The sequence below is a fragment of the Sediminimonas sp. genome, from assembly GCF_024637375.1.
GTDB lineage: Bacteria > Pseudomonadota > Alphaproteobacteria > Rhodobacterales > Rhodobacteraceae > Sediminimonas.
Genome location: NZ_JAGXFK010000074.1, coordinates 46,206 through 67,308, shown reverse-complemented (window position 1 = coordinate 67,308; position 21,103 = coordinate 46,206). Strand labels below are relative to the sequence as shown.

Annotated in this window: 20 protein-coding genes and 1 pseudogene; 10 read left to right on the top strand and 11 right to left on the bottom strand. The window is 64.9% G+C overall.

From position 1 onward, the window contains the following. Positions 1-846, top strand: an 846-nt coding sequence (locus tag Q0L89_RS12025) for an OB-fold nucleic acid binding domain-containing protein (RefSeq protein WP_296765393.1), incomplete at its 5' end; no start/stop codon positions are given. Between the two features lie 26 nt (positions 847-872). On the opposite strand, the gene Q0L89_RS12020 is transcribed toward Q0L89_RS12025, so the two are convergent. From Q0L89_RS12020 to Q0L89_RS12010, 3 genes are all read right to left on the bottom strand, one after another. After that, the gene (locus tag Q0L89_RS12020) at positions 873-2,564 is read right to left on the bottom strand and encodes a peptidoglycan-binding domain-containing protein (protein ID WP_296765391.1); all 1,692 of its coding nucleotides are present in this window, start codon (positions 2,562-2,564) and stop codon (positions 873-875) included. 303 nt (positions 2,565-2,867) lie between these two features. Next, positions 2,868-4,355, bottom strand: coding sequence for an NAD(P)/FAD-dependent oxidoreductase (locus Q0L89_RS12015; RefSeq protein ID WP_296765388.1), 1,488 nt, complete (start codon positions 4,353-4,355; stop codon positions 2,868-2,870). A gap of 10 nt (positions 4,356-4,365) precedes the next feature. Further along, complete coding sequence (locus Q0L89_RS12010; RefSeq protein WP_296765386.1) at positions 4,366-4,806, bottom strand: cupin domain-containing protein; 441 nt, start codon at positions 4,804-4,806, stop codon at positions 4,366-4,368. Between the two features lie 136 nt (positions 4,807-4,942). Here Q0L89_RS12010 and Q0L89_RS12005 point away from each other — a divergent pair, with 136 nt between their 5' ends. Then, positions 4,943-5,959, top strand: a complete 1,017-nt coding sequence (locus Q0L89_RS12005; RefSeq protein WP_296765383.1) for an AraC family transcriptional regulator — start codon at positions 4,943-4,945, stop codon at positions 5,957-5,959. A 197-nt stretch (positions 5,960-6,156) separates the two neighbouring features. Here the strand turns inward: Q0L89_RS12005 and Q0L89_RS12000 are convergent, their stop codons facing one another. The 5 genes from Q0L89_RS12000 to Q0L89_RS11980 all read right to left on the bottom strand — a co-directional run bounded on the left by Q0L89_RS12000 (position 6,157) and on the right by Q0L89_RS11980 (position 12,602). Beyond that, positions 6,157-7,533: an amidase family protein gene (locus tag Q0L89_RS12000; RefSeq protein ID WP_296765380.1), complete on the bottom strand. Its 1,377-nt coding sequence runs from the start codon at positions 7,531-7,533 to the stop codon at positions 6,157-6,159. Further along, a complete protein-coding gene (locus tag Q0L89_RS11995) occupies positions 7,530-9,140 on the bottom strand; it encodes an ABC transporter ATP-binding protein (RefSeq protein WP_296765378.1) in 1,611 nt (536 codons plus the stop codon). Before Q0L89_RS11995 ends, Q0L89_RS12000 begins: the two co-directional genes overlap by 4 nt. Before the next feature lie 3 nt (positions 9,141-9,143). Then, a complete protein-coding gene (locus Q0L89_RS11990) occupies positions 9,144-9,983 on the bottom strand; it encodes an ABC transporter permease (protein ID WP_296765375.1) in 840 nt (279 codons plus the stop codon). Positions 9,984-9,993: 10 nt separating this feature from the next. Further along, positions 9,994-10,959: an ABC transporter permease gene (locus Q0L89_RS11985; RefSeq protein ID WP_296765373.1), complete on the bottom strand. Its 966-nt coding sequence runs from the start codon at positions 10,957-10,959 to the stop codon at positions 9,994-9,996. Positions 10,960-11,057: 98 nt separating this feature from the next. Beyond that, positions 11,058-12,602: an ABC transporter substrate-binding protein gene (locus tag Q0L89_RS11980; protein WP_296765371.1), complete on the bottom strand. Its 1,545-nt coding sequence runs from the start codon at positions 12,600-12,602 to the stop codon at positions 11,058-11,060. 277 nt (positions 12,603-12,879) lie between these two features. Here Q0L89_RS11980 and Q0L89_RS11975 point away from each other — a divergent pair, with 277 nt between their 5' ends. After that, on the top strand, positions 12,880-13,536 hold the full coding sequence (locus tag Q0L89_RS11975; RefSeq protein ID WP_296765369.1) for a GntR family transcriptional regulator: 657 nt from the start codon (positions 12,880-12,882) through the stop codon (positions 13,534-13,536). Between the two features lie 142 nt (positions 13,537-13,678). Here the strand turns inward: Q0L89_RS11975 and Q0L89_RS11970 are convergent. Beyond that, positions 13,679-13,858 (bottom strand): annotated as a pseudogene (locus tag Q0L89_RS11970) (hypothetical protein); the annotation flags it as partial. 281 nt (positions 13,859-14,139) lie between these two features. Then, positions 14,140-14,328: a hypothetical protein gene (locus Q0L89_RS11965; protein ID WP_296765398.1), complete on the bottom strand. Its 189-nt coding sequence runs from the start codon at positions 14,326-14,328 to the stop codon at positions 14,140-14,142. A 65-nt stretch (positions 14,329-14,393) separates the two neighbouring features. Here Q0L89_RS11965 and glpD point away from each other — a divergent pair, with 65 nt between their 5' ends. The 6 genes from glpD to Q0L89_RS11935 all read left to right on the top strand — a co-directional run bounded on the left by glpD (position 14,394) and on the right by Q0L89_RS11935 (position 20,457). Next, the gene (gene glpD / locus Q0L89_RS11960; protein WP_296765366.1) at positions 14,394-16,028 is read left to right on the top strand and encodes a glycerol-3-phosphate dehydrogenase; all 1,635 of its coding nucleotides are present in this window, start codon (positions 14,394-14,396) and stop codon (positions 16,026-16,028) included. Continuing rightward, on the top strand, positions 16,025-17,113 hold the full coding sequence (locus Q0L89_RS11955; protein ID WP_296765364.1) for an ABC transporter ATP-binding protein: 1,089 nt from the start codon (positions 16,025-16,027) through the stop codon (positions 17,111-17,113). The genes glpD and Q0L89_RS11955 overlap by 4 nt, the downstream gene beginning before the upstream one ends. Before the next feature lie 14 nt (positions 17,114-17,127). After that, positions 17,128-18,207 carry an ABC transporter ATP-binding protein gene (locus Q0L89_RS11950; protein ID WP_296765362.1) on the top strand — a complete coding sequence of 360 codons (1,080 nt, stop codon included), beginning with the start codon at positions 17,128-17,130 and terminating at the stop codon, positions 18,205-18,207. Positions 18,208-18,235: 28 nt separating this feature from the next. Continuing rightward, positions 18,236-19,114 (top strand): carbohydrate ABC transporter permease, encoded by an 879-nt coding sequence (locus Q0L89_RS11945; protein WP_296765360.1) that lies wholly within the window; start codon positions 18,236-18,238, stop codon positions 19,112-19,114. 77 nt (positions 19,115-19,191) lie between these two features. After that, a complete protein-coding gene (locus Q0L89_RS11940; RefSeq protein ID WP_296765395.1) occupies positions 19,192-19,968 on the top strand; it encodes a carbohydrate ABC transporter permease in 777 nt (258 codons plus the stop codon). Positions 19,969-20,160: 192 nt separating this feature from the next. Further along, complete coding sequence (locus tag Q0L89_RS11935) at positions 20,161-20,457, top strand: GIY-YIG nuclease family protein (RefSeq protein ID WP_366937908.1); 297 nt, start codon at positions 20,161-20,163, stop codon at positions 20,455-20,457. Here Q0L89_RS11935 and Q0L89_RS11930 read toward each other — a convergent pair. Beyond that, positions 20,454-20,735, bottom strand: coding sequence for a hypothetical protein (locus Q0L89_RS11930; protein WP_296765355.1), 282 nt, complete (start codon positions 20,733-20,735; stop codon positions 20,454-20,456). The genes Q0L89_RS11935 and Q0L89_RS11930 overlap by 4 nt on opposite strands. Positions 20,736-20,764: 29 nt before the next feature. Here Q0L89_RS11930 and Q0L89_RS11925 point away from each other — a divergent pair, with 29 nt between their 5' ends. Next, the gene (locus tag Q0L89_RS11925) at positions 20,765-21,037 is read left to right on the top strand and encodes a DUF2160 domain-containing protein (protein ID WP_296765352.1); all 273 of its coding nucleotides are present in this window, start codon (positions 20,765-20,767) and stop codon (positions 21,035-21,037) included. Positions 21,038-21,103 lie beyond the last annotated feature (66 nt).

The window sequence follows — 21,103 nt, the reverse complement described above, 5'->3', positions numbered from 1 at the left end:
GTGCGCCCCGTCTCGGTGAACCACTCGGCCTGGGACTGCACGCTGGAGCCGCGCGCCGATGGCATGCTGGCCCTGCGCCTGGGTTTTCGCCAGATCAAGGGCATGCGCGAGGAGGATGCCGCCTGGATCGCCGCCGCGCGCGGCAATGGCTACGCGGACGTCGATGGCCTCTGGCGCCGGGCCGGGGTTCACCCTGATGCGCTGGAGCGGCTGGCCGAGGCGGATGCCTTCGCGACCGTCGGCCTCACGCGCCGCGATGCGTGCTGGGCTGCGCGCGCGTTGCGCGCGCCCAGGCCGTTGCCGCTGTTCGGCGCCGAAGGCGAAGGCGGGACCGAGCCGCACGCCACCCTGCCGGCCATGACGCTCGGGCAGGAGATGATCGAGGATTACCTGTCCCTGCGCCTTTCCCTGCGCGCCCATCCGCTGGAGCTGCTGCGCCCACGCCTGCCCGAAAGCACGCCCAACGAGCGGCTGGGGCAAGCGAAGGGGCGGATCACCGTCACCGGCCTCGTCATCACCCGCCAGCGCCCTGGCACGGCCTCCGGCGTGATCTTTCTGACGCTGGAGGACGAAACCGGCGTGTCCAACGTGGTGGTCTGGCGCAAGGTCTACGAGGCCTTCCGCAAGGCGGTGATCGCCGGGCGGCTCCTGCGCGTCACCGGCCGGGTCGAGCGCGAGGGCCAGGTCATGCACCTGATCGCCGATCGGATCGAGGATCTGTCCCCGATGCTCTCCGCCCTTGGTCGGACGGCCGATACCTCGCTGCGCGCCAGCAGCGTCCGGCCCTCCGCCAGACACCCCAGGGAACAGGCAAAGAAGCTGTTTCCGAGCCGGGATTTTCACTGAGTTCAGCGCGCCCCTGACCTTCCCCCTCAATTCCTGCGAAGAATACCCGATGCCAGCAACCTGACCATTGTCGCTTGCGTGACATAACCGGTCACGGGCAGGTTCGCGGCCTTTTGAAACCGCCGGATCGCGCGACGCGTTCGCGCATCGAAACTGCCATCCACGATACCGGGTTCCAGCCCGATCTGGCTCAGCCGTTGTTCCACCAAAACCCGCGCAACCTGACTGCCGGCCACCCGTGCTTCTTCGGTGCGCGCTGCCTCGATCTGCTTTTTGTTGCCGTCATCGGCCTCAAGCTGCGCCAGACGCGCGCGCGCCGCTTCGGCAAAAGTCCCGTTCGGAAATCCGTCCAGAAACCGCCTGTATGCAGTTGTGGTATCGCGCGCACGGGCACGGTCCCAGGCGTTGCGTTCCTCGGCCTCGGCTTCCCGGTGGCGATCGTCGTCGATCCGGCTCAGACGCTGTTGGGCCAGATCCGCGAACAGCCCGTCGGGATAGCGTTGGAGATAGGCACGCAACCCCGCCTCGTCACGACCGCGCCCGGTGCTGTCCCAGTAGGCGCGGTCGCGCGCTTCTTCGGCCTCGCGGCGCTCTTGCGCCTCGCGCTCCAACTCGTCAGCGCGCCGGGCGGCATCCCGGCGCAGTATTCGCAACTGCTCGGCGCTCAGGTAACCTGTTTCCGGCATACCGAGACTGCGCTGATGCGCACGGATGGCGGCCCTTGATCCCGGTCCGAAAACGCCGTCGATCCCGCGCGGATCGAAGCCAAGAAGCGACAGATCCCGCTGTACCTCGCGCCGCGCGTTGCGGTCCAGATCCAGTGCCGCCTCGTTTGCCCTGGCCCTTTGCTGCGGGGCGTCGCGGATATCGGCAATGTGCGCGCGCGCGTCAGCGGCAAAAAGGCCCTGGGGATAGCGTTGCAGATAGCGCTCGAAAGCGTCCCGGGTTTCGATGTCGCGGACCGCGTTCCAGAAAGACAGCTCGGCCAGCGCCCTTGGAACATCGGCGGCAGGTTGCTCGGGATCGGCTGCGGCGGCTGCACCGGCAAAGCTGACCCCGTCGGAGAGAAACCCCATGACCTGCATCCCATCCGGTGCGTTTTGCGCGGCATCGGACAGGCTGACACCCGGGGTCAGGATTGACATCCCGAGCCAGTTCTGAACCGCGCCTGATGGTCCCGAGGCGAAAGTGACCCCTTGCGGTATCTCGAAGTCGTCGATCCCCGGCTTGACACCAGGACCGAGGGGCAGGTCGTTGCCTCTGGATGGTATCAGGACGACCAGCGCCTGTCCCGGGTGCCCGCTGGCAAGCCCCGACAGGGCCGAAACCGACAGGCCCTCTGCCCCTGCCGTGATTGCCGAGACGTCCGCGGCATCGGTTCCCAGGAGCCAGCTATCGTTCGCGCCGGCCACGAAATGCCCTGACAAAACGATGGCGACGCGGTCGATTCCATCGCGCCCTGCCGCGTCTTGCGCCTCGACCGCGGCCTTGCGCAACGCGGCCGCAGACATGTCGCGTGCCCCGAGTATGCGAAAGCCGGCGTCATTGAACACCTCGACCAGCGCACGCCTTTCCGCCACCCCCCAGGCCCGGCCAAAGTCGTCATAGCTTCTGTTGGTCAGGATAAGCGCGAGGCTTTCGGACCATGCAGCGGATGGCAGACACAGCGACAAGGCAAATGCCCCGGCACTGATCAGGGAAAAACGACGGGTTTTCATGGCGGCCCCTTTCGGTTGGCTCGCTTTGATACTAATCGTGAAATCGCTGACCTGCTATAGGCGTCTACCTGGTTGGCCATGGCGGGGCAGGCATCGGCGTGAGTTCGCCATCATCCGCCCGCTGTTCGTGGACACGGGGGCGAAAGGCGGATTTCGCGCAACCGGTACAGTCGGCGGCGACATTCCCGTGCCGGTTCTTCCGGGGCGCCGTCACGCCCCTTTTTCGGAGACGCGCAAGCCAATACCGCCGATCGGGGCCGGCAGGGATGCGCGCGGCAGCCGGTGGCCGCTGCCGCGCGGCTGTCATGCGGCCCGGTAGTCCGGCACCGTGGAAAGAAACCGTCCGTATGCCGTGGCGTCAGGGTAGCTGAACATCTCGACGACCGGGTTGGAACGTTTCCATTGCTGCGCGCCCATGTCCCGCATCAGTTCGTCGAAATGCCGGTAATGGAACGGCGCCGAACACAGGCCCCCATAGACCTGCGCCGCCGGGCGCTCGGTGCGGCGCCATTCCAGGTTGGCTTCGATATCGCGGTCTATCTCCTCGCGGGTCGGTTGATGCGCGAGCTGACCATCCATGTAGCGCACCAGCCAGTTGGCCATCAGTTCCGCCGACAGCACCGTGCAGAAGCTGGAGTTGAAGCCGACAAAGCCCATGTCCGGAAGGTCCGGGTTGATGGCAAGCCGGTAGATCCTGTACTGGCCGTCCGCCTCGATCAGCTTGTCCCTGTAGGCCTGCGGCAGGTACGGCACGCCCAGTTTCCAGCCGACCGCCAGAACGGCGATGTCGCAGGGCACTTTTTCCCCCGTGGTCAAGCGAACGCCGTCTTTCTCGTAGGCTTCGAAGGTGCCGATCACCGGGGTGATCTTTCCTTCGTTCATGAACTCGAAGAAACCCGGCGTGACGATCGGCAGCGAGCAGGACGCTTCCCGTTCAATCGGGGTATCGGGGACCATGTTGTGCTTCTTGAGGCCAAGCTGAAGCTTGATAAGCGTCTCCAGCCCCCGGAAATTGGCCCAGACCAGCGGCCGCGTCACCGCGGCCACCGTGCGCGCGACCGGGCCGCGGCCCCAGCCGTTGAACTGCATTTCCTGCGCGCGCATGTAAAGCAGCCGCTTGAAGTTGATGCCGCCCACGAAATAGGGAAGGCGCCAGACGTTCTGGCGGTACACGATGTGAACGGATTTCGCCCCGTTTCGCGCCGCGTTCACGGCGATGTCGGTGCCCGATTTCGATGCCCCGAGCACCACGACATGCTTGTCCCTGGCCAGTTCCGGGTCGGTGTAATCCGACGAGTGCATGACCTGCCCCCCGGCGGCGACGAATGCCTCCTGCCCGGGATGGCTGATGACGTTCTTTTCCGAGAACTGCCCGGTGCATACGGCGACGAAGTCGAAATCCTCCTGCCAGGTGATTTCGCCCGCGCGCAGCGTCAGTGTCCAGCCTGGCGCGCCGTCTGATCGGCGATCCATGGAGAGGACCTCGGTATTCAGGCGAAACAGCCGCCGAAGATCATGCTTTTCGGCATAGGAATGCAGATAGGCATGAACCTGCGGCCCCTTGGGCCATTCCGGATAGTCCTTGGGCATCGGGTGATCGGTGAAGCGATAGAGCTCTTTCGGTGACTGGGTCTGCACGCCGGGGTAGGAGCGTGACAGCTCCCACACACCGCCGAAATCGTGGCTGCGCTCGAACCCGCATACACGGTGCCCCTTTTCGTCGAATGCCTTGGCGGCAGCCAGCCCGCTGACCCCGCCGCCAATGACCGCGACTTTCTTGCGTTTGACCATGGGTGCCTCCTCAATCCGCATCCGGCGGCGGCAGGAAATCGACTTCGTGGTCGGCCGAGATACGGACGAGCTCTTCGGGGTCCGTCACGTTGTCCAGTTTGGTGAACAGCTCGTACAGCTTGCGCGACGGGGCGACGCCGAAGACACAGGTCGCGTCGGCGCCGGAGCGGTTGAAGATACCGTGCGCGACGCCCATGGGCATGCGGATCGTGTCGCCGGGGCCGGCTTTGTGCACGTCGTTGCCGAATTCCACCTCCAGGTTTCCTTCCAGCATGACGATCCATTCGTCCTGCGTCGGATGGACATGAGGCGGCACGAAGGTGCCGTCGGGGATGTGCGCATGCCAGATAAAGGCATTCGGGCTGAGCAGCTTGGGCGTGTAGGTATGGCCGACGACGTTCCAGCTGGTGGCGTCCAGCCCCTCGGCGGCCGGGGTGATTCCCTGTTGCATGTTCGTTGTCTCCTTTTGGCAGGCGCCTTCGCGGCGCGTTGCCGATGGTCCCACCAAACCTCGCCCCCGCGTTATCCAGATTGCGAATCCAATTCTTCAAGCTTGAAGTAAATTCGGTGCTGTGTAGACTCGCCGCATGACGGAAGGTCGCATCGTGCACACGGATCTGTTGCAGGCGCACCCGCTCTTGCGGACGGAAAGCCTTTGCGAGGCGCGCGCAGTTGTCGGGCGTGCCTTTTGTGATCACAGGCTGAACCTGCGTCACCGGGACGCTCGGCTTGCGGTTCGGCACAATCATGTCAGTGGCCGGAACATTTCGCTGAACGCGCTGCGCTACGGCGCAGAGGTCGAGATCGACCCCGGGCAACTCGGCGGCTTCTACCTCTTGCAGATTCCGCTACAGGGTCATGCGTTCGTGACCCACCGCGGCGAGGAGGTATCGGCATCGCGCAAGATCGCCACGATCCTCAATCCGGACCGTGGCACCCGCATGGTTTGGTCCGGGAACTGCGATAAACTTCTTCTGCAAATTGACCGGACCTACCTGGAAGGCGTGGCGGAGGATCTCCTGGCCGGCCCACTTCCCGGCCCCGTGCGGTTTGCGCCGGCCGTGGATCTCGACAGGCCGCAGGGACGGGCGTTGCGTAGCTGTGTGCTAACCGCTGCCCGGCGGGCGGAACGCGGCGAACTCTGGTGCGCCGGGGCGGGCCTTCAGGAGAGCTGGACCGAGCGGGAACTGGCGGTCGGCCTTCTTGGTCTTCACGAAAGCAATATCTCGCATGCCTTGTGGCGCAGTGAACGGCCTTTGCTCTCGCGCGATCTGCACCGTGCGATCGACTACATGCATGCGCACTATCCCGACCCGCTTCGCCTGGACGAGATCGCAGCACACAGCGGCGTGACCCCGCGGGCGCTTCAGCTTGGATTCCGCAAGGCGTTCAATCTGTCGCCGATGCAATACTTGCAAAAGGTCCGCCTCGATGCTGCACATTACAGACTGCGTCGTCGTCAGGGCCGGGAACGTGTGACCGATGTGGCGGTTTCCTGCGGATTTCCACATTTGGGCCGTTTTGCGCAGCACTACCGAGCGCGTTTCGGAAGGTCGCCTTCCGAGGGCAATGGCGGGCCTGAAAGGAACTTGCGCGGTTCCTGACGATGACGTCGCTCAACCATGAACCATAGCTGAAAGCCCCCATCTCTGCGGGCGCATCATGGCGTCCTGCCGCCGACCACAGACCGGCCCGGCGCGCGTTCGCGGCCGATCGCCCGCTGGCTGCTGCTTGTCGAGGCAGGCCAACAAAACGGAATGGATACCAGGCGGTTTCCCTGGACAGCCTTGACCCAAGGCTATTACGTCGGCGGCACTGTCCCGGCAATCAGCGCGCCTGCGTCCAGCAAGATATCCTCGCGGAATTGGTTGGCGACCAATTGCACCCCGACGGGGCGCCCGCGGGCCGTGCCGGTGCTCACGCTCAGCCCCGGAAGGTTGAGAAAGGGCAGGCCGATTTGCAGTGCTTGCGCGGCGACGATCGCCTCGAACTCCGATTGGCTGACCACGTCGCGCAGATCGTCAAACGGCAATTCGCCCGAAACGGGGCACAGCATGACCGGATAATCCGACAGGAAGGCGCGCCACCCGCGTATCAGGCGCGAACGCGATTGCAGCGCGTTCATGACGGCGTGCAGGTCGGCTTCGGGCGTGATCGCTTGCAGATAGGTGTAGACCGCGGTGGCGTCCGGGTCGTCTTCGTCGCGCACGGCCTGCCCGGCACTGTGGCGCATTTCCGACAACCACATGATCAATTGCAGGCGCATCGCCTCGTGCAGGGGTGGGGTGTCAACCTCGTCCACCTGCCAGCCGGCGTCGCTTAGCCGTTTGGCCGCCCCGCGCAGCGCGTCCTTGACGGGCGCGGCCACTCGCATCCCGTCAGGGCACAAACACAGCGCCGCACGGCGGGGCAGGGTGGGCCCCTGCATCGGCGCGGGCGTGTACCACGGGTCACGCAGGTCCGGCTGTGCCATCGCCGCAAGCGACAGCCGCAAATCGGCGATCGAGCGGGCCAGTGGCCCCGAGACAGCCATCAATTGCGCGCCGATATGCCGGTCGGGGCCGGAGCTGTTGAACGCCGGCACGCGGCCAAGCGATGGGCGCAGGCCGTGGATGCCGCAAGCGTAGGCCGGGTACCGGATGGAGCCCGCGATATCGGTGCCCTGGGCCACCGGCCCCATGCCCGCCGCCACTGCCGCACCGGCCCCACCGGAAGAGCCACCGGGCGTCACACCGGGCGCGCGCGGATTGGTCGTGTGGCCGTGCAGTGAATTGCGGGTGAACCAGCGCAGCGAAAATGCCGGCGTGTTGGTGCGCCCGACGATCACCGCGCCGGCACGGCGCAGGTTCGAAACGACGGGGCTGTCCTCGGTCGCGATCAGATCGCGTTGCAGGCGCAACCCGTTGGTTGTGGCATGTCCCGCCTGATCTGTGTTGGCCTTGATCGTGACGGGGACGCCCGCCATCGGGCCGGGGTCGAGGCCGTGGGCCAGCGCCTGATCCACCGCATCGGCCGTGGCCAGAGCCGCGTCGTCGCAACGCGCCACGATGGCGTTGCAACCGGGGTTTTCCGCGTCGATGCGGGCCAGGGTGCTTTCGGTTACCTCGCGGGCGCGGACATCGCCGCGGCGAACGAGATCGGCCACCTCTGTCGCGGTCAGGGACCAAAGGTCGTTCACGCCGCGCCCTCCAGCCAATCGGTACCGGGGACAGCGGCCAGCAGGCTTCGGGTATAGTCGGCCTTCGGGGACAGAAACACCTCGGCCACAGGGCCGATCTCGACCAGTTTGCCGTGTTGCATCACCGCGACCCGGTCACAAAGCTGTGCGGCCACGCGCATGTCATGGGTAATGAACATCAGCGACAGGTTGAGGCGCTTTTGCAGGTCTCGCAGCAGGTTCAGTACCTGCGCCTGAATGGATACATCGAGCGCCGAAACCGCCTCGTCCGCGATGATCAGGTCGGGGTCCATCGCCAGCGCGCGGGCAATGCCGATGCGTTGGCGCTGGCCGCCGGAAAATTCATGCGGGTAGCGTTCGGCGGCGCCTGCGTCCAGTTCCACGATTTCCAGCAACTCGCGCGCGCGGGCATGGGCCCGATCCTTGGCAACACCCTGCACGATGGGGCCTTCGGAAAGGGCGTGCAGGATCTTCTTGCGCGGGTTGAGCGAGGCGTAGGGATCCTGAAAGATCATCTGAACCCTTCGGCGCGCGCTGCGCAACTCGCTGGCGGAAAGCGCGTTCATGTCCTGGCCGTCAAGGATCACCTCGCCGCTATCGGCCTCGACCAGCCGCACGATGGCGCGGCCCACGGTCGATTTGCCGGAACCGGATTCGCCGACGATGCCCAGAACCTCGCCGCGCGCGATGCTGAAGGACACGCCGTCGATCGCCGTCACGCTGCGGGTGGGTCTGAAGAAGCCGCCCGAGGTGACGAAGGTCTTGCGCAGATTGCGCACCTCCAACACCGGCGGCGCGGTCACCGGGTCGGGGGTCGGGACGGAATCGGTCGGGATCGCCTTGAGCAGGGCGCGTGTATAGGCGTGCTGTGGGTTTTCCAGCACCTCCGAGGCCGTGCCGTGTTCGACGATCTCGCCATAGCGCATGACGATCACGCGGTCGGCGATCTCGGCCACCACGCCGAAATCATGGGTGATGAACATCACCGCCATGCCGTGGCGTTGCTGGATCGTCTTGATCAGATCGAGGATTTGCGCCTGCGTCGTGACATCAAGCGCCGTGGTGGGTTCGTCCGCGATCAGGATGGCCGGATCAAGGGCCAGGGCCATGGCGATTATCGCGCGCTGCCGCTGCCCGCCGGACAGTTGGAACGGATAGGCGCGGATGATCTTGTCGGGATCGGGCAGGCCGACCTCGCGGATGAGCGCCAGCGCCTTTTCGCGCCGCTCGGACGGCGAGTGGCGGTTGTGCGCCTCGAACACCTCGGTGATCTGGTCCCCGATGCGCATCAGGGGGTTGAGCGCGGTCATCGGTTCCTGAAAGATCATGCCGATCCGGTCGCCGCGCAGCTTGCGGCGTTCGCTCTCGGGAAGGGCCATGATGTCACGCCCCTCGAAATGGGCGGTGCCGCGCGCAACCTCGACCTGATCGGGCAGAAGCCCCATCAGCGCGTTCGCGGTCATCGACTTGCCCGAACCGGACTCGCCCACGACACACAGGATTTCCCCGGCATTCAGATCGAAGCTGATATCCTGCACGGCGAAATCCCGGTCGGCCCCCGGAGGCAGGGAAATCGCCATATCCCGAATGGAAAGCACGGGTTCCATATCTCAGCGCCCCTTTCTGGCCAGGCGCGGGTTGAGCGCATCGTTCAACCCCTCGCCGATGAGGTTCAGCGCCAGTACCGTCAGCAGGATCGCCACGCCCGGAATGAAGCTGAGCCACCAGGCCGAGCGGATCACGGTCCGCGCCGCGCCGATCATGTAGCCCCAGCTCATGATATTGGGGTCGCCAAGGCCCAGAAACGACAGCGAACTTTCCAGCAGAATCGCCGTAGCCACCATCAGGGAGGCCATGACGATGATCGGTGACATCGCATTCGGCAGTACATGGCCAAACAGGATGCGCGTATTCGACAGCCCCGCCAGCCGCGCCGCTTCGACGAATTCGCGCTTGCGCAGCGACAGCACCTCGGCCCGGACAAGGCGGGCGACGGGCGGCCAGCTGACGATGGCGATGGCGAGGGTGATGGTGGGCAGTGTCGGCTCAAGTATGGCGACAAGCACGATGGCGAGCGCGAAATTGGGGATGGTCTGGAAGAACTCGGTAAAGCGCATGGCGCCGTCGTCGATCAGCCCGCCATAAAACCCCGCGAAAGCGCCAAGCGGCACCCCGATCAGCAGCGCCACCAGCGTCGAGACCAGCCCCACGATCAAAGACACCCGCGCGCCGTACACCAGCCCCGCGGCCACGTCGCGGCCAAGGGTATCGGTGCCGAGCGGAAGCCCCTCGGTGCTGAAAGGGGGCAGGAAGGGGCGTTGCACCATCTTCCATGGGCTGTCGGGGTAAATCAACGGCGCAAAGACCGCCAGCAACACCACGGTGATCAGGATCAGCGCCCCGATCAGGGCGCCGCGATTGCGCGAAAAGCGTTTGAGGAAATCGATCATGCCCGCCTCCTCATATCCGTGGATCGATCAGCCGATAAACGATATCGGTGATGATGTTGAACGCGATGACCATCGCCGCCGAAACAAGGAACACGCCCAGAAGCGTGTTGTAATCCCGCGCGGTCAGGCTTTCGAACATGAGCCGCCCGATGCCGGGCCATGCAAAGACGGTCTCGGTCAGCACCGCCCCGCCCACCAGTTGCCCCGCCTGCAGGCCCGCCAGTGTCACCACCGGCAAGAGCGCGTTGCGCAGGATATGGCGGCGTCGGATCGTGCCCTCGGCCAGGCCCTTGGCGCGGGCCGTCTTGACGAAATCCATCTGGCTGACTTCCAGTACCGAAGAGCGCGTCATGCGCACGTAGATCGCCATGAAGAACAGCCCCAGTGTCAGCGCGGGCAGGAACAGGTGCTTCAGCCTGTCCAGCACCATGTCCAGGCCGGTGAACTCCGCGCCGACGCTTTCATAGCCGAAGGCCGGGAACCAACCCAGCTTGACCGAAAACAGTACAACAGCCATCAGCGCCACCCAAAAGAGCGGCGTGGCATAAAACAGCAGTGCCATCGAGGTGATCGCGGTGTCGCCCCATTTGCCCTGCCGCGCGGCGGCCGCCATCCCGAAGACGATGCCCAGCAGCAGCGACATGCCAAAGGCGGTCATTGTCAGCAGCAAGGTGGCGGGCAGCCGATCGAGGATCAGGTCAAGCACTGGCATCTGCTGGCGGTAGGAATAGCCCAGGTCCAGTTGCACGACGCCCGAGACGTAATTCCAGAACTGGACGTAAAGCGGCTGATCCAGCCCGAATTGTTCACGCAGTTGCTGGATGAATTGCTCGTCCGCCGCGCCCGCCTCGCCCGCCATGACCATGGCCGGGTCGCCGGGGGCGGCGTGGATCAGAAAGAAATTGAGGATGACGATCAGCAAGAGCGTGGTCACCGCCTTCGCGGCGCGCCCGAAAATGGCGGCAGCAAGTGTCATATGGGCAACCTGACGATTCGATCCATGAAATCACGCAAGACAGGGGCAGATCGGCCCGAAACCTGTTCGGGCCGATCCTGTTGTTCCTGCAAGTCCTGTTACTGCTTGATCCATGCGTCGCGCAGGCCGTCATTCACGCCGATGGCGGTGGTGACAAGATCCTGCACATCACAGCGGTAGATCGTCGGGAACTCGATCTCCAGCAACCACGCCACCGGCACGTCGTCGACCAGTTGCTTCTGGATCTCGGTATAGATCTCCTGGCGCGCCTCGGTCGTCGGGGCGACGGCGGCCTCGGCGAACATGGCGTCCACCTCTTCGTTGGCGTAGCCTGCCACGTTGTTCCACGGGCTGCCCTTGGCGATGTTGGACGACAGGTAGCTGCGTGCGACACCAAGCGCCGGATCGCCATACTGATAGAGGTAGGTGAAGGCTATGTCGAAGTCCCACTCGGCCTGTTTCTGGTTCCAGCCGGCCACGTCGGTGGCAACGACTTCGCTGTTGATGCCGACCTCCTTGAGGTTCTGTTTCATCGCCTCGGCCCAGCGCTGCCAGGTTTCGCCATAGGGCAGCGGCAGGATACGCACCGGTTCTCCGTCATATCCCGCTTCGGCCAGCAGTTCCTTGGCCTTTTCGACGTCCTGATCGTACATGATCGTGTCGTCGGTGTAGAAATTCGTCTTGGACGACACGGGGCTGGTGGCGACCTTGCCGAAGCCGTTCCAGATCACGTCCCTGACGAATTCACGGTCCATCGCGTACATGACCGCCTTGCGGAAGTTCTTGTTGGCGGTCGGGCCTTCGCGGTTGTTCATCCACGCCATGGCGTGCGGCGCGAAATATTCCCAGCCCTTGCCGGTGGAACAGACGTTGTCCATTTCGGTCAGGCGTTTCACGTCCCAGTTCTCGACCGAGCCGCCGGGCAGAACGTCAACCTCGCCGTTCTCGAAGGCTACTGCGCGCGAGGCGGCATCCGGGATCACCCGATAGTACACCTCGTCCAGGTAGGGCTGCCCATCCAGGTAGTAGTCTTCGTTCTTGACCAGGTGGATATAGCTGCCCTTCTGCCATTCCTTGAACTTGAAGGGGCCGGTGCCGATGGGTGTGTTGTTGGCCGGGTTGTTGGCGAAATCGGTGCCCTCGTAGATGTGCTTGGGGACCATCGGCATGGTGCCGGCCTCGAACACGCCGATGAAGGGGCCGAAGGGATTCTTCATCTTGAAGACGACCGTGTGGTCGTCAGGGGCGGTGATGGTGTCGACATGTTGCAGGCTGACGCGCAGACGGGCGTGGGTTTCCCGCAGGAACGTGTCGACCGAAAACACCACGTCCTCTGAGGTGAAGGGCTCGCCATCGTGCCATGTCACGCCTTCGTGCAGGTTGAACGTATAGGTCATCCCGTCATCGGAGATTTCCCATGACTTGGCCAGCGAGGGCTGCGGGTTCAGGTCGGTGTCATAGCGCAGCAGGCTTTCATAGATGTCGCCCGCGACAAGCTGTGTGGGGCCGTTCTGAACCAGACCCAGCATCAGGCTGGGCGGTTCGGGCTGCACAACGATGTCAAGGCGCCCGCCTGCATCCTGGGCCATGGCCGGAAAGGCCAGCCCAAGCGACAGCAGGGATGCGGTAAAGAGGTTCTTCATTTGTATCTCCCTATTGGAATTGTCCGGTGATGCCACAGGCTGCCCGCATGTGGCAGGCAGGCCAAAGCGCCGGAACGTTCCGTGTCACGCCTGCCGGTTTTTCCGATCTTTGGCGCGTTGTGTTAGACCGGGGGCCGCAGGGCCACCCGTGCCCTAGGCTCGTCGGGGAACACGATCGAAGTCAAGCAAAATTGTCGACAGACGACACTTGTAGCGCTAGTGTTTGATCATGACGCGCGAAAATGAACCGTTGTTCGGACCTCTTGCGCGCGATGCCTTGTCTCAGCGGGTCGCGCAAATGCTGACCGATGCGATTGTGTCGGGCCGCCTAAAGCCCGGTGACCGGGTGGCGGAATCGGTGATCGCCCGGGAATTGGGCGTCAGCCGCGCGCCCGTGCGCGAAGCCGGCCGTCTGCTGGAAAGCGCGGGCTTACTGGTGTCGAAAGCCAACCGTGGGTTTTTCGTGCGCACGATCGATTCCGAAGATCTGGATTCGCTTTACGAATTGCGGCTTTGTATCGAGCGCGAAGCGGCCGCGCGCGTGGTACGCGAGGGGCGCGCCGCCACGATCATCCCGATCTTGGTGTCGCAGATAGAGGACATGATTGCCTCGGCCAGCGAGAACCATCTGATCTACCAGATAGATGTGGACCTGCAGTTTCACCGGACCATCGTGGACGCCAGCGGCAACCGGCGTTTCTTGTCGGTGTTCGACAATCTGGCTTCGGAAATCCAGGCATGCACGGCGTTGATCGAACGGGTGTTCGACGAACCGGGCAGGGTGGCGCGCAATCATTACCTGATCATCGAGGCGCTTGAGACAGGCGACGAGGCGGCGATACGCGCGGCGATGGAGTATCACATCGGCGTCGCGCGCAAGGCCGTGGTCGGCCATTTCCGCAAGCTCGAAGCCGAGGCCGGCGATCAGCCATGAGGCGGTCCGGTTCCGGCATATGCGAAATTCGCCGCCGTCCACGCCCCGCCTTCACCCCTTCGATCGGGCGCTGGGACACGACCTGGTCCATCCCTGATCATATAAACCCTCGCCGGCCGTCGCTGTTCTGCGGTGTCGCCTGTCAGATGGCATCCACCGCCTTGGCCAGCATATCGCGCACCTGGCCCGCGACGGCGTGCAGATCGGCATTGTCGATTGCCTGCATGGATGCGACCGGGTCGATGGCGCTTGTCTCCACCCCGTCGTCAACTGCGCGCAGGATGACGTTGCCGGGCAGCATCGCGCCCACCCGTGGCTCTATCTCCTTTGGTTATTTGAAAAAACCGAACGATTCGGAAGTGGCCATGGGCGGGAAACCCGTTGATTGGGCTAGAACCCACGTCAAGGCGTCGGGCTGTGTGTCATGGTGTCATGCAATATGCGCGGCTGTGTTCGCCCGGGCCGTGGCGGAAACACCCGGACCACCGGATTTCGGGTCCATGTGAGCATGACCTTGATGGTCATGCGGCAAGGGAAGACTCCGCGAATCGTCTGAATTGAACAGCTAGCGACCATAGTAGCTGAAGCTTCAAGCCCCGTCCCTCAGGCGCCGCGCGGCGCCGTCAGGATGATCGTCGCGCCCACAAGGCAGACCGCCGCGCCGATCATGTCCATCTGTCCGGCCTGTATCCTTCCGCCAGCCACATCCACAGCACCGAGGATGCGATGCAGACCCCGCCATAGATCCGCGATTGCTTTCGCAAATTGCCAAAACCGATCAAGAACGAACATTATTTGTTGACGGAACGCGCGCTTTCTGTTTCGTATTGAACAGTTTCGGTGATGGGGAGGAGCCAGTGCCGGCAGCTCGAAAAACGGGACCGGTCGATCTGTTCGTGATCGGCGGCGGGGTCAACGGCTTCGGGATCGCCCGCGATGCTGCCGGGCGCGGGCTCGGCGTCGAGCTGGCCGAGATGAACGATATCGGCTGGGCCACGTCATCGTCTTCGACCAAGCTCTTTCACGGCGGGCTGCGTTACCTGGAATACTTCGAGTTCCGCCTCGTGCGCGAGGCGCTGATGGAACGCGAGGTGCTGCTGCGCGCCATGCCGCATATCGCCTGGCCGATGCGCTTCGTTTTGCCCTACCACCCCGGCATGCGCTTCGAGGGCGACACGCCCACGTCAAAGCTTCTGAACACCGTCATGCCGTGGATGAGGGGCCGCCGCCCGGCCTGGGTCATCCGGCTGGGGCTGTTCCTTTACGATCACCTCGGCGGGCGCCGCATTCTGCCCGGCACCCGCGCGGTCGATCTGCGCAGCGATCCCGCCGGCGCGCCGTTGCAAGACAGGTTTCTCAAGGCATTCGAATATTCCGATTGCTGGGTCGAGGATTCGCGCCTGGTGGTGCTCAACGCCCGCGATGCCGAGGCCCGCGGCGCCCGCATCAACCCGCGCACCCGGGTCGTATCGGCCGAGCGCGCGGATGACATCTGGCGCGTGCGCATGGAATGTACCGAAACTGGCGCGACCCGCACCGTCGAGGCGCGCATGCTGGTCAACGCCGCCGGGCCGTGGGTCGGCGAGGTGATCCGCAACACCGCGCGGCTGAACTCCGGCGAAGGCGTGCGCCTTGTGCGCGGCAGCCACATCGTGACCCGCAAGCTTTACGATCACGACAAGTGCTATTTTTTCCAGGGCTCCGACGGGCGGATCATCTTCGCCATCCCCTACGAGACCGATTTCACCCTGATCGGCACCACCGACGCCGAACATGACGATCTCGACACGCCGCCCGAATGCACGCCCCAAGAGGCGCAATACCTGTGCGATTTCGCCTCGGCCTATTTCCGCGACCCGGTGACGCCCGACGATATCGTCTGGAGCTTCTCGGGCGTCCGCCCGCTATACGATGACGGCGCCAAGTCGGCCACGGCGGCGACGCGTGACTACGTCCTGTCGCTCGACACCGGCGCCGGTGCGCCGGTGCTCAACGTCTTCGGCGGCAAGATCACCACCTACCGGCGGCTGGCCGAGGCGGCGCTTGCCAAGGTGGCCGAGGCGCTGGGGCCGGTGGCGCCGCCATGGACGGCCGGGGTGCCGCTGCCGGGCGGCGATTTTGCCCTGGACGGGGTCGAGGCGTTGATCGCCGATCTGCGCGCACGTTATCCGTTTCTCGATGATTTCTGGGCCCGGCGCCTGGTGCGCGCCTACGGCACCGAGGCGACCGGGATCCTGGGCGAGGCGCGCACTGCCGGCGACATGGGCCGCGACTTCGGTGCGACGCTGACGGAAGCCGAAGTGCGCTGGCTGATCGCGCACGAGTATGTTCACACCGCCGCGGATGTCGTCTGGCGGCGCTCGCGGCTGGGCCTGCGTCTTGACGCAGGCCAGATCACGGCGCTCGATGAGTGGATCGCACACGAACGCGCGGGCGACGGCGACGGCATCAGCCGGGCGCAGACGCCCGCGCAAGGGGGGAGGCGCGCATGACGCTCACGTTGGAACGGGTCACGCGAACGGTTGGCGGGCAGGTGCATATCCACCCCACCGACCTGACGCTTGAAAACGGCACCATGAACGTGCTGCTGGGGCCGACGCAGGCCGGCAAGACGTCGCTGATGCGGCTGATGGCGGGACTCGACGTGCCCGACAGCGGCCGGATCATCTGGAACGGCTCGGATGTGACCGGCATGCGCGTGCAGGACCGCGCCGTCGCGATGGTTTACCAGCAGTTCATCAACTACCCGTCGATGAGCGTCTACGAGAACATCGCCTCGCCGATGCGCCTGCTGGGCAAGTCGCGCGCCGAGATCGACGCCGCGGTGCGCAAGACCGCCGACCTGATGCAGCTTGGGCCGATGCTGGAGCGCAAGCCGCTGGAGCTGTCGGGCGGGCAGCAGCAGCGCTGCGCGCTGGCGCGCGCGCTGGTCAAGGACGCAGGCCTGGTGCTGCTGGACGAGCCGCTGGCCAACCTCGACTACAAGCTGCGCGAGGAATTGCGCGCCGAGATCCCGAATATCTTCGCCGAGGCGGGCAGCATCTTCGTCTACGCCACCACCGAACCCGAAGAGGCGCTGCTGCTGGGCGGCAACACGGCGACGCTGTGGCAAGGCCGCGTGACGCAGGTCGGCCCCACCCCGCAGGTCTACCGCCAGCCCGTCGACGCCACCACCGCGCGGGTGTTCAGCGACCCGCCGATGAACTTTCTCGACATCGCCAAGCAAGGCGACCGACTGCTGTTCGGCGACGGCCAGTCGGCCCCGGCGCTGGGGGCGCTGGCGGCGCTTGCAGATGGCCGCTACACCGCCGGCTTCCGCCCCAGCCATCTCGAGATCGAACCGCAGCCCGGCGACAGCATGGAGTTCACCGGCCGCGTTGCGGTGACCGAGATCACCGGCTCGGAAACCTATGTGCACCTCGACCACCACGGCGCGCGCTGGGTCGGGCTCGTCCACGGGGTGCGCGACATCGCCCTGGGTCAGCCGCTGTCGGTCTACCTCGACCCCGCGCATGTCTACGTCTTTGCCGAGGACGGCACGCTGATCGCGCCCGCCGCCTACGCGCAGGCCGCCTGAGGGAGGAAACCGAAATGGCCAAGATCACCCTCGACAACCTGGCGCATTCCTACCTGCCCAAGCCCACCCGCGACGAGGACTGGGCGCTCAAGGAACTCAACCACGTCTGGGCCGACGGCGAGGCCTACGCCCTGCTTGGCGCCTCGGGCTGCGGCAAGTCCACGCTGCTCAACATCATCTCGGGGCTGCTGGTGCCCTCGCGCGGGCGCATCCTCTTCAATGACCGCGACGTGACCGACGCGCCGACCGCGGCGCGCAACATCGCCCAGGTGTTCCAGTTTCCCGTCGTCTACGACACCATGAGCGTGCGCGACAACCTCGCCTTTCCGCTGCGCAACCGCGGCGCCGACGCGACCTACATCGCCGAGCGGGTGCAGACCATCGCCCGCATGATCGACATGGAGGCCGCGCTCGACCGCAAGGCGCGGGGGCTGACGGCGGATGCCAAGCAAAAGATCAGCCTCGGCCGCGGCATGGTGCGCGAGGACGTCAACGCATTGCTGTTCGACGAACCGCTCACGGTGATCGACCCGCACATGAAATGGGAACTGCGCACCCAGCTCAAGGCGCTGCACCGCGAGTTCGGCCACACCATGATCTACGTCACCCACGACCAGACCGAGGCGTTGACCTTCGCCGACAAGGTGGTGGTCATGCACGACGGCCGGGTGGTGCAGATCGGCACCCCGCAAGAGCTGTTCGAGCGCCCCGCGCACACCTTCGTGGGCTATTTCATCGGCTCGCCGGGGATGAATCTGCTGGATGCCACGGTGAAGGACGACACCGCCCATATCGACGGCGCCGAGATCGCGCTGGGGCGCGGCTATGGCCAGCCCACGGGGCGGGTGCAGATCGGCGTGCGCCCGGAATTCACCCGCCTTGGCACCGGCAATGACGGGTTGCGCGTCAAGGTGGCCCGCGTCGAGGACGTCGGCCGGCACAAGATCGTGCGGATGGATTTCTTCGGTAACGAGATCAACGCCATCGTGCCCGAAGGCACCGAGATCGCGGCCGGGGAGGGCCGCGCGACATTCGATCCCGGCGCCGTCGGTGTCTATGTCGACGACTGGCGCATAGAGGGGCAGGCGGCCTGAGCCGCGCCCGGGGAGGGGAGCGAAAGACATGCACAAGACAGTCAATCACAAGGCGTGGTTTTTGGTCCTGCCGGTGCTGGTGCTGGTGGCGTTCTCCGCCATCATCCCGCTGATGACCGTGGTCAACTACTCGATCCAGGACAGCTTCGGCGGCGCGTTCTACCCGCTGGAAGACCCGTTCCGCTGGTTCCGCGAGACGCTGAGTTCGGACCGGGCGCAAAGCGCGCTGGCCCGCCAGGCGCTGTTCACCGGCATCATCCTGGCCATCCAGGTGCCGCTGGGAATATTCGTGGCGCTCAACATGCCCAAGCGCGGGTTCTGGGCTACCTTCTGCCTGGTGACGATGTCGCTGCCGCTGCTGATCCCGTGGAACGTGGTCGGCACCATCTGGCAGATATTCGGCCGCGTCGATATCGGGCTGCTGGGCTACACGCTGGATGCGCTGGGGCTGGATTACAACTACACGCAGGACGCGCTCGATGCCTGGGTGACGCTGGTGGTGATGGATGTCTGGCACTGGACGTCGCTTGTGGCGCTGCTGGCCTATGCCGGGCTCAAGTCGATCCCCGATGCCTATTACCAGGCCGCCAAGATCGACCAGGCCAGCCGCTGGAAGGTGTTTCGCTACATCGAACTGCCCAAGATGCGCGGCGTGCTGACCATCGCGATCCTGCTGCGATTCATGGACAGCTTCAAGATCTACACCGAACCCTTCGTCGTCACCGGCGGCGGGCCCGGCAACGCCACCACCTTCCTGTCGATCGACCTGGTGAAGATGGCGCTGGGGCAGTTCGACCTCGGTCCCGCGGCGGCGTTCTCGATCGTGTATTTCCTGGTGATCCTCGCCATCAGCTGGGTGTTCTACACGGTGATGACCAATCTCGACAAAGAGGAGGTGGGCCAGTGACCGACGCAACCGCCCCCCGCTCCGGCGCCCGCGCGCGCCGCGCCGTATTGCCCCGCGTGCGCGGGCGCACGGTGGTGATGGCGCTCTACCTGCTGTTCCTGATGCTGCCGATCTACTGGCTGGTGAACATGAGCCTGAAGACCAACGAGGAGATCCTGAGCACCTTCTCGCTGTGGCCGCGCGATCTGACCTTCGCCAACTATGCCACCATCCTGACCGACCCGAGCTGGTACATGGGCTACGTCAACTCGATCATCTACGTGACGATGAACACGGTCATCTCGGTGGCGGTGGCGTTGCCGGCGGCCTATGCGTTCTCGCGCTACACGTTCCTGGGCGACAAGCACCTGTTCTTCTGGCTGCTGACCAACCGCATGGCGCCGCCGGCGGTGTTCGCGCTGCCGTTCTTCCAGCTATATTCGTCGGTGGGGCTGTTCGACACGCACATCGCCGTGGCGCTGGCGCACACGCTGTTCAACGTGCCGCTGGCGGTGTGGATTCTCGAAGGGTTCATGCGCGGCGTGCCGCGCGAGATCGACGAGACCGCCTATATCGACGGCTACGGGTTCTGGCGTTTCTTCGTCAAGATATTCATGCCCCTCATCGCCAGCGGCATCGGGGTGGCGGCGTTCTTCTGCTTCATGTTCTCGTGGGTGGAACTGCTGCTGTCGCGCACGCTGACCGCAACCGAGGCCAAGCCGATCGCGGCCACCATGACGCGCACCGTCAGCGCGTCGGGCCTCGACTGGGGCGTGCTGGCCGCCGCCGGGGTGCTGACCATCGTGCCGGGGGCCCTGGTCATCTATTTCGTCCGCAACTACATCGCCAAGGGCTTCGCCCTGGGGAGGGTGTGATGGAACGGTTTGTTAACCTCTCCCGTGCCATCCTGGGGGCCGACCCGAGGATCGCCGCGCGTAGAGATCGTCCGGTCGAGCCGGACGATGACGGACGCGGCCCCGCGCGCGTCATCCTCGGGCTTGACCCGAGGTTCTCCTCGCGGACCAGTCGATGGGACGCTCAGCCCATGGCTATGGCGGACAACGAACATGATGCGAATGCCTGCCGTTTACATCGTGACGAACAAGCCGCGCGGCACGCTGTATATAGGCATGACCGGGAATCTCGGGCATCGCGTCTGGCAGCATCGCACCCACGCCCTGCCGGGCTTTACCGACCGTTACAATCTGACACGTCTCGTCTGGCTCGAAACCCATTCCGAGTTTCTCGAAGCGATCCGGCGCGAAAAGGCGCTGAAACGCTGGCGGCGCGCCTGGAAGGTCGCACTGGTCGAAAAGGGCAATCCGGCGTGGCGCGATCTGTGGTCCGATATCGCCATTCCCTAGGGTGGCATCCGGTTCCCGTCCCCGTCGTCACCGGGCCCGATGCCAAGGGCGCCGTCCGCGGGGATCGTCCGGTCGAGCCGGACGATGACGGACATGGCCGCGTGCGCGTCACCCCCGGGGCTGACCCCGTCCTCGGGCTTGGCCCTGTCGTCCTCGGGCTTGGCCCCGTCGTCCTCGGGCTTGGCCCTGTCATCCTCGGGCTTGACCCGAGGATCTCCGGCCTTGCGCGTCGTACGGCCGGGCCGGACGGTGACCCGCACGCACGCAAGCCGGCCCATGACACACACAAAGCTGGAGGGGTTTGAACATGACCTGGATGGCATGGACCACGCCGACCGCGATCTTCTTCATCGTCACCGCGGCACTGCTGGCGGTCTTCACCGTGATCGGTATCAAGTATCCCGAAACGCCGCGCCGCGGCATCCTGCGGATCGACACCACCCGCGGCGACCGCCTGTTCATCACCTTGCTGGGATCGGCCTTCATCAACCTGATCTGGTTGGGGCTGGAAGTCGGGCCGCAGCCCTGGGCGCTGCTGGTCTGCCTCGTCTACGCCGCGGCGGTGTTCCGCTGGGTGTGACGAGCAACGATGCGGCGGCCCGTGGGCGTCAATCCTGGCGGGCCGCCGCGACTGAAAAAAACCGAA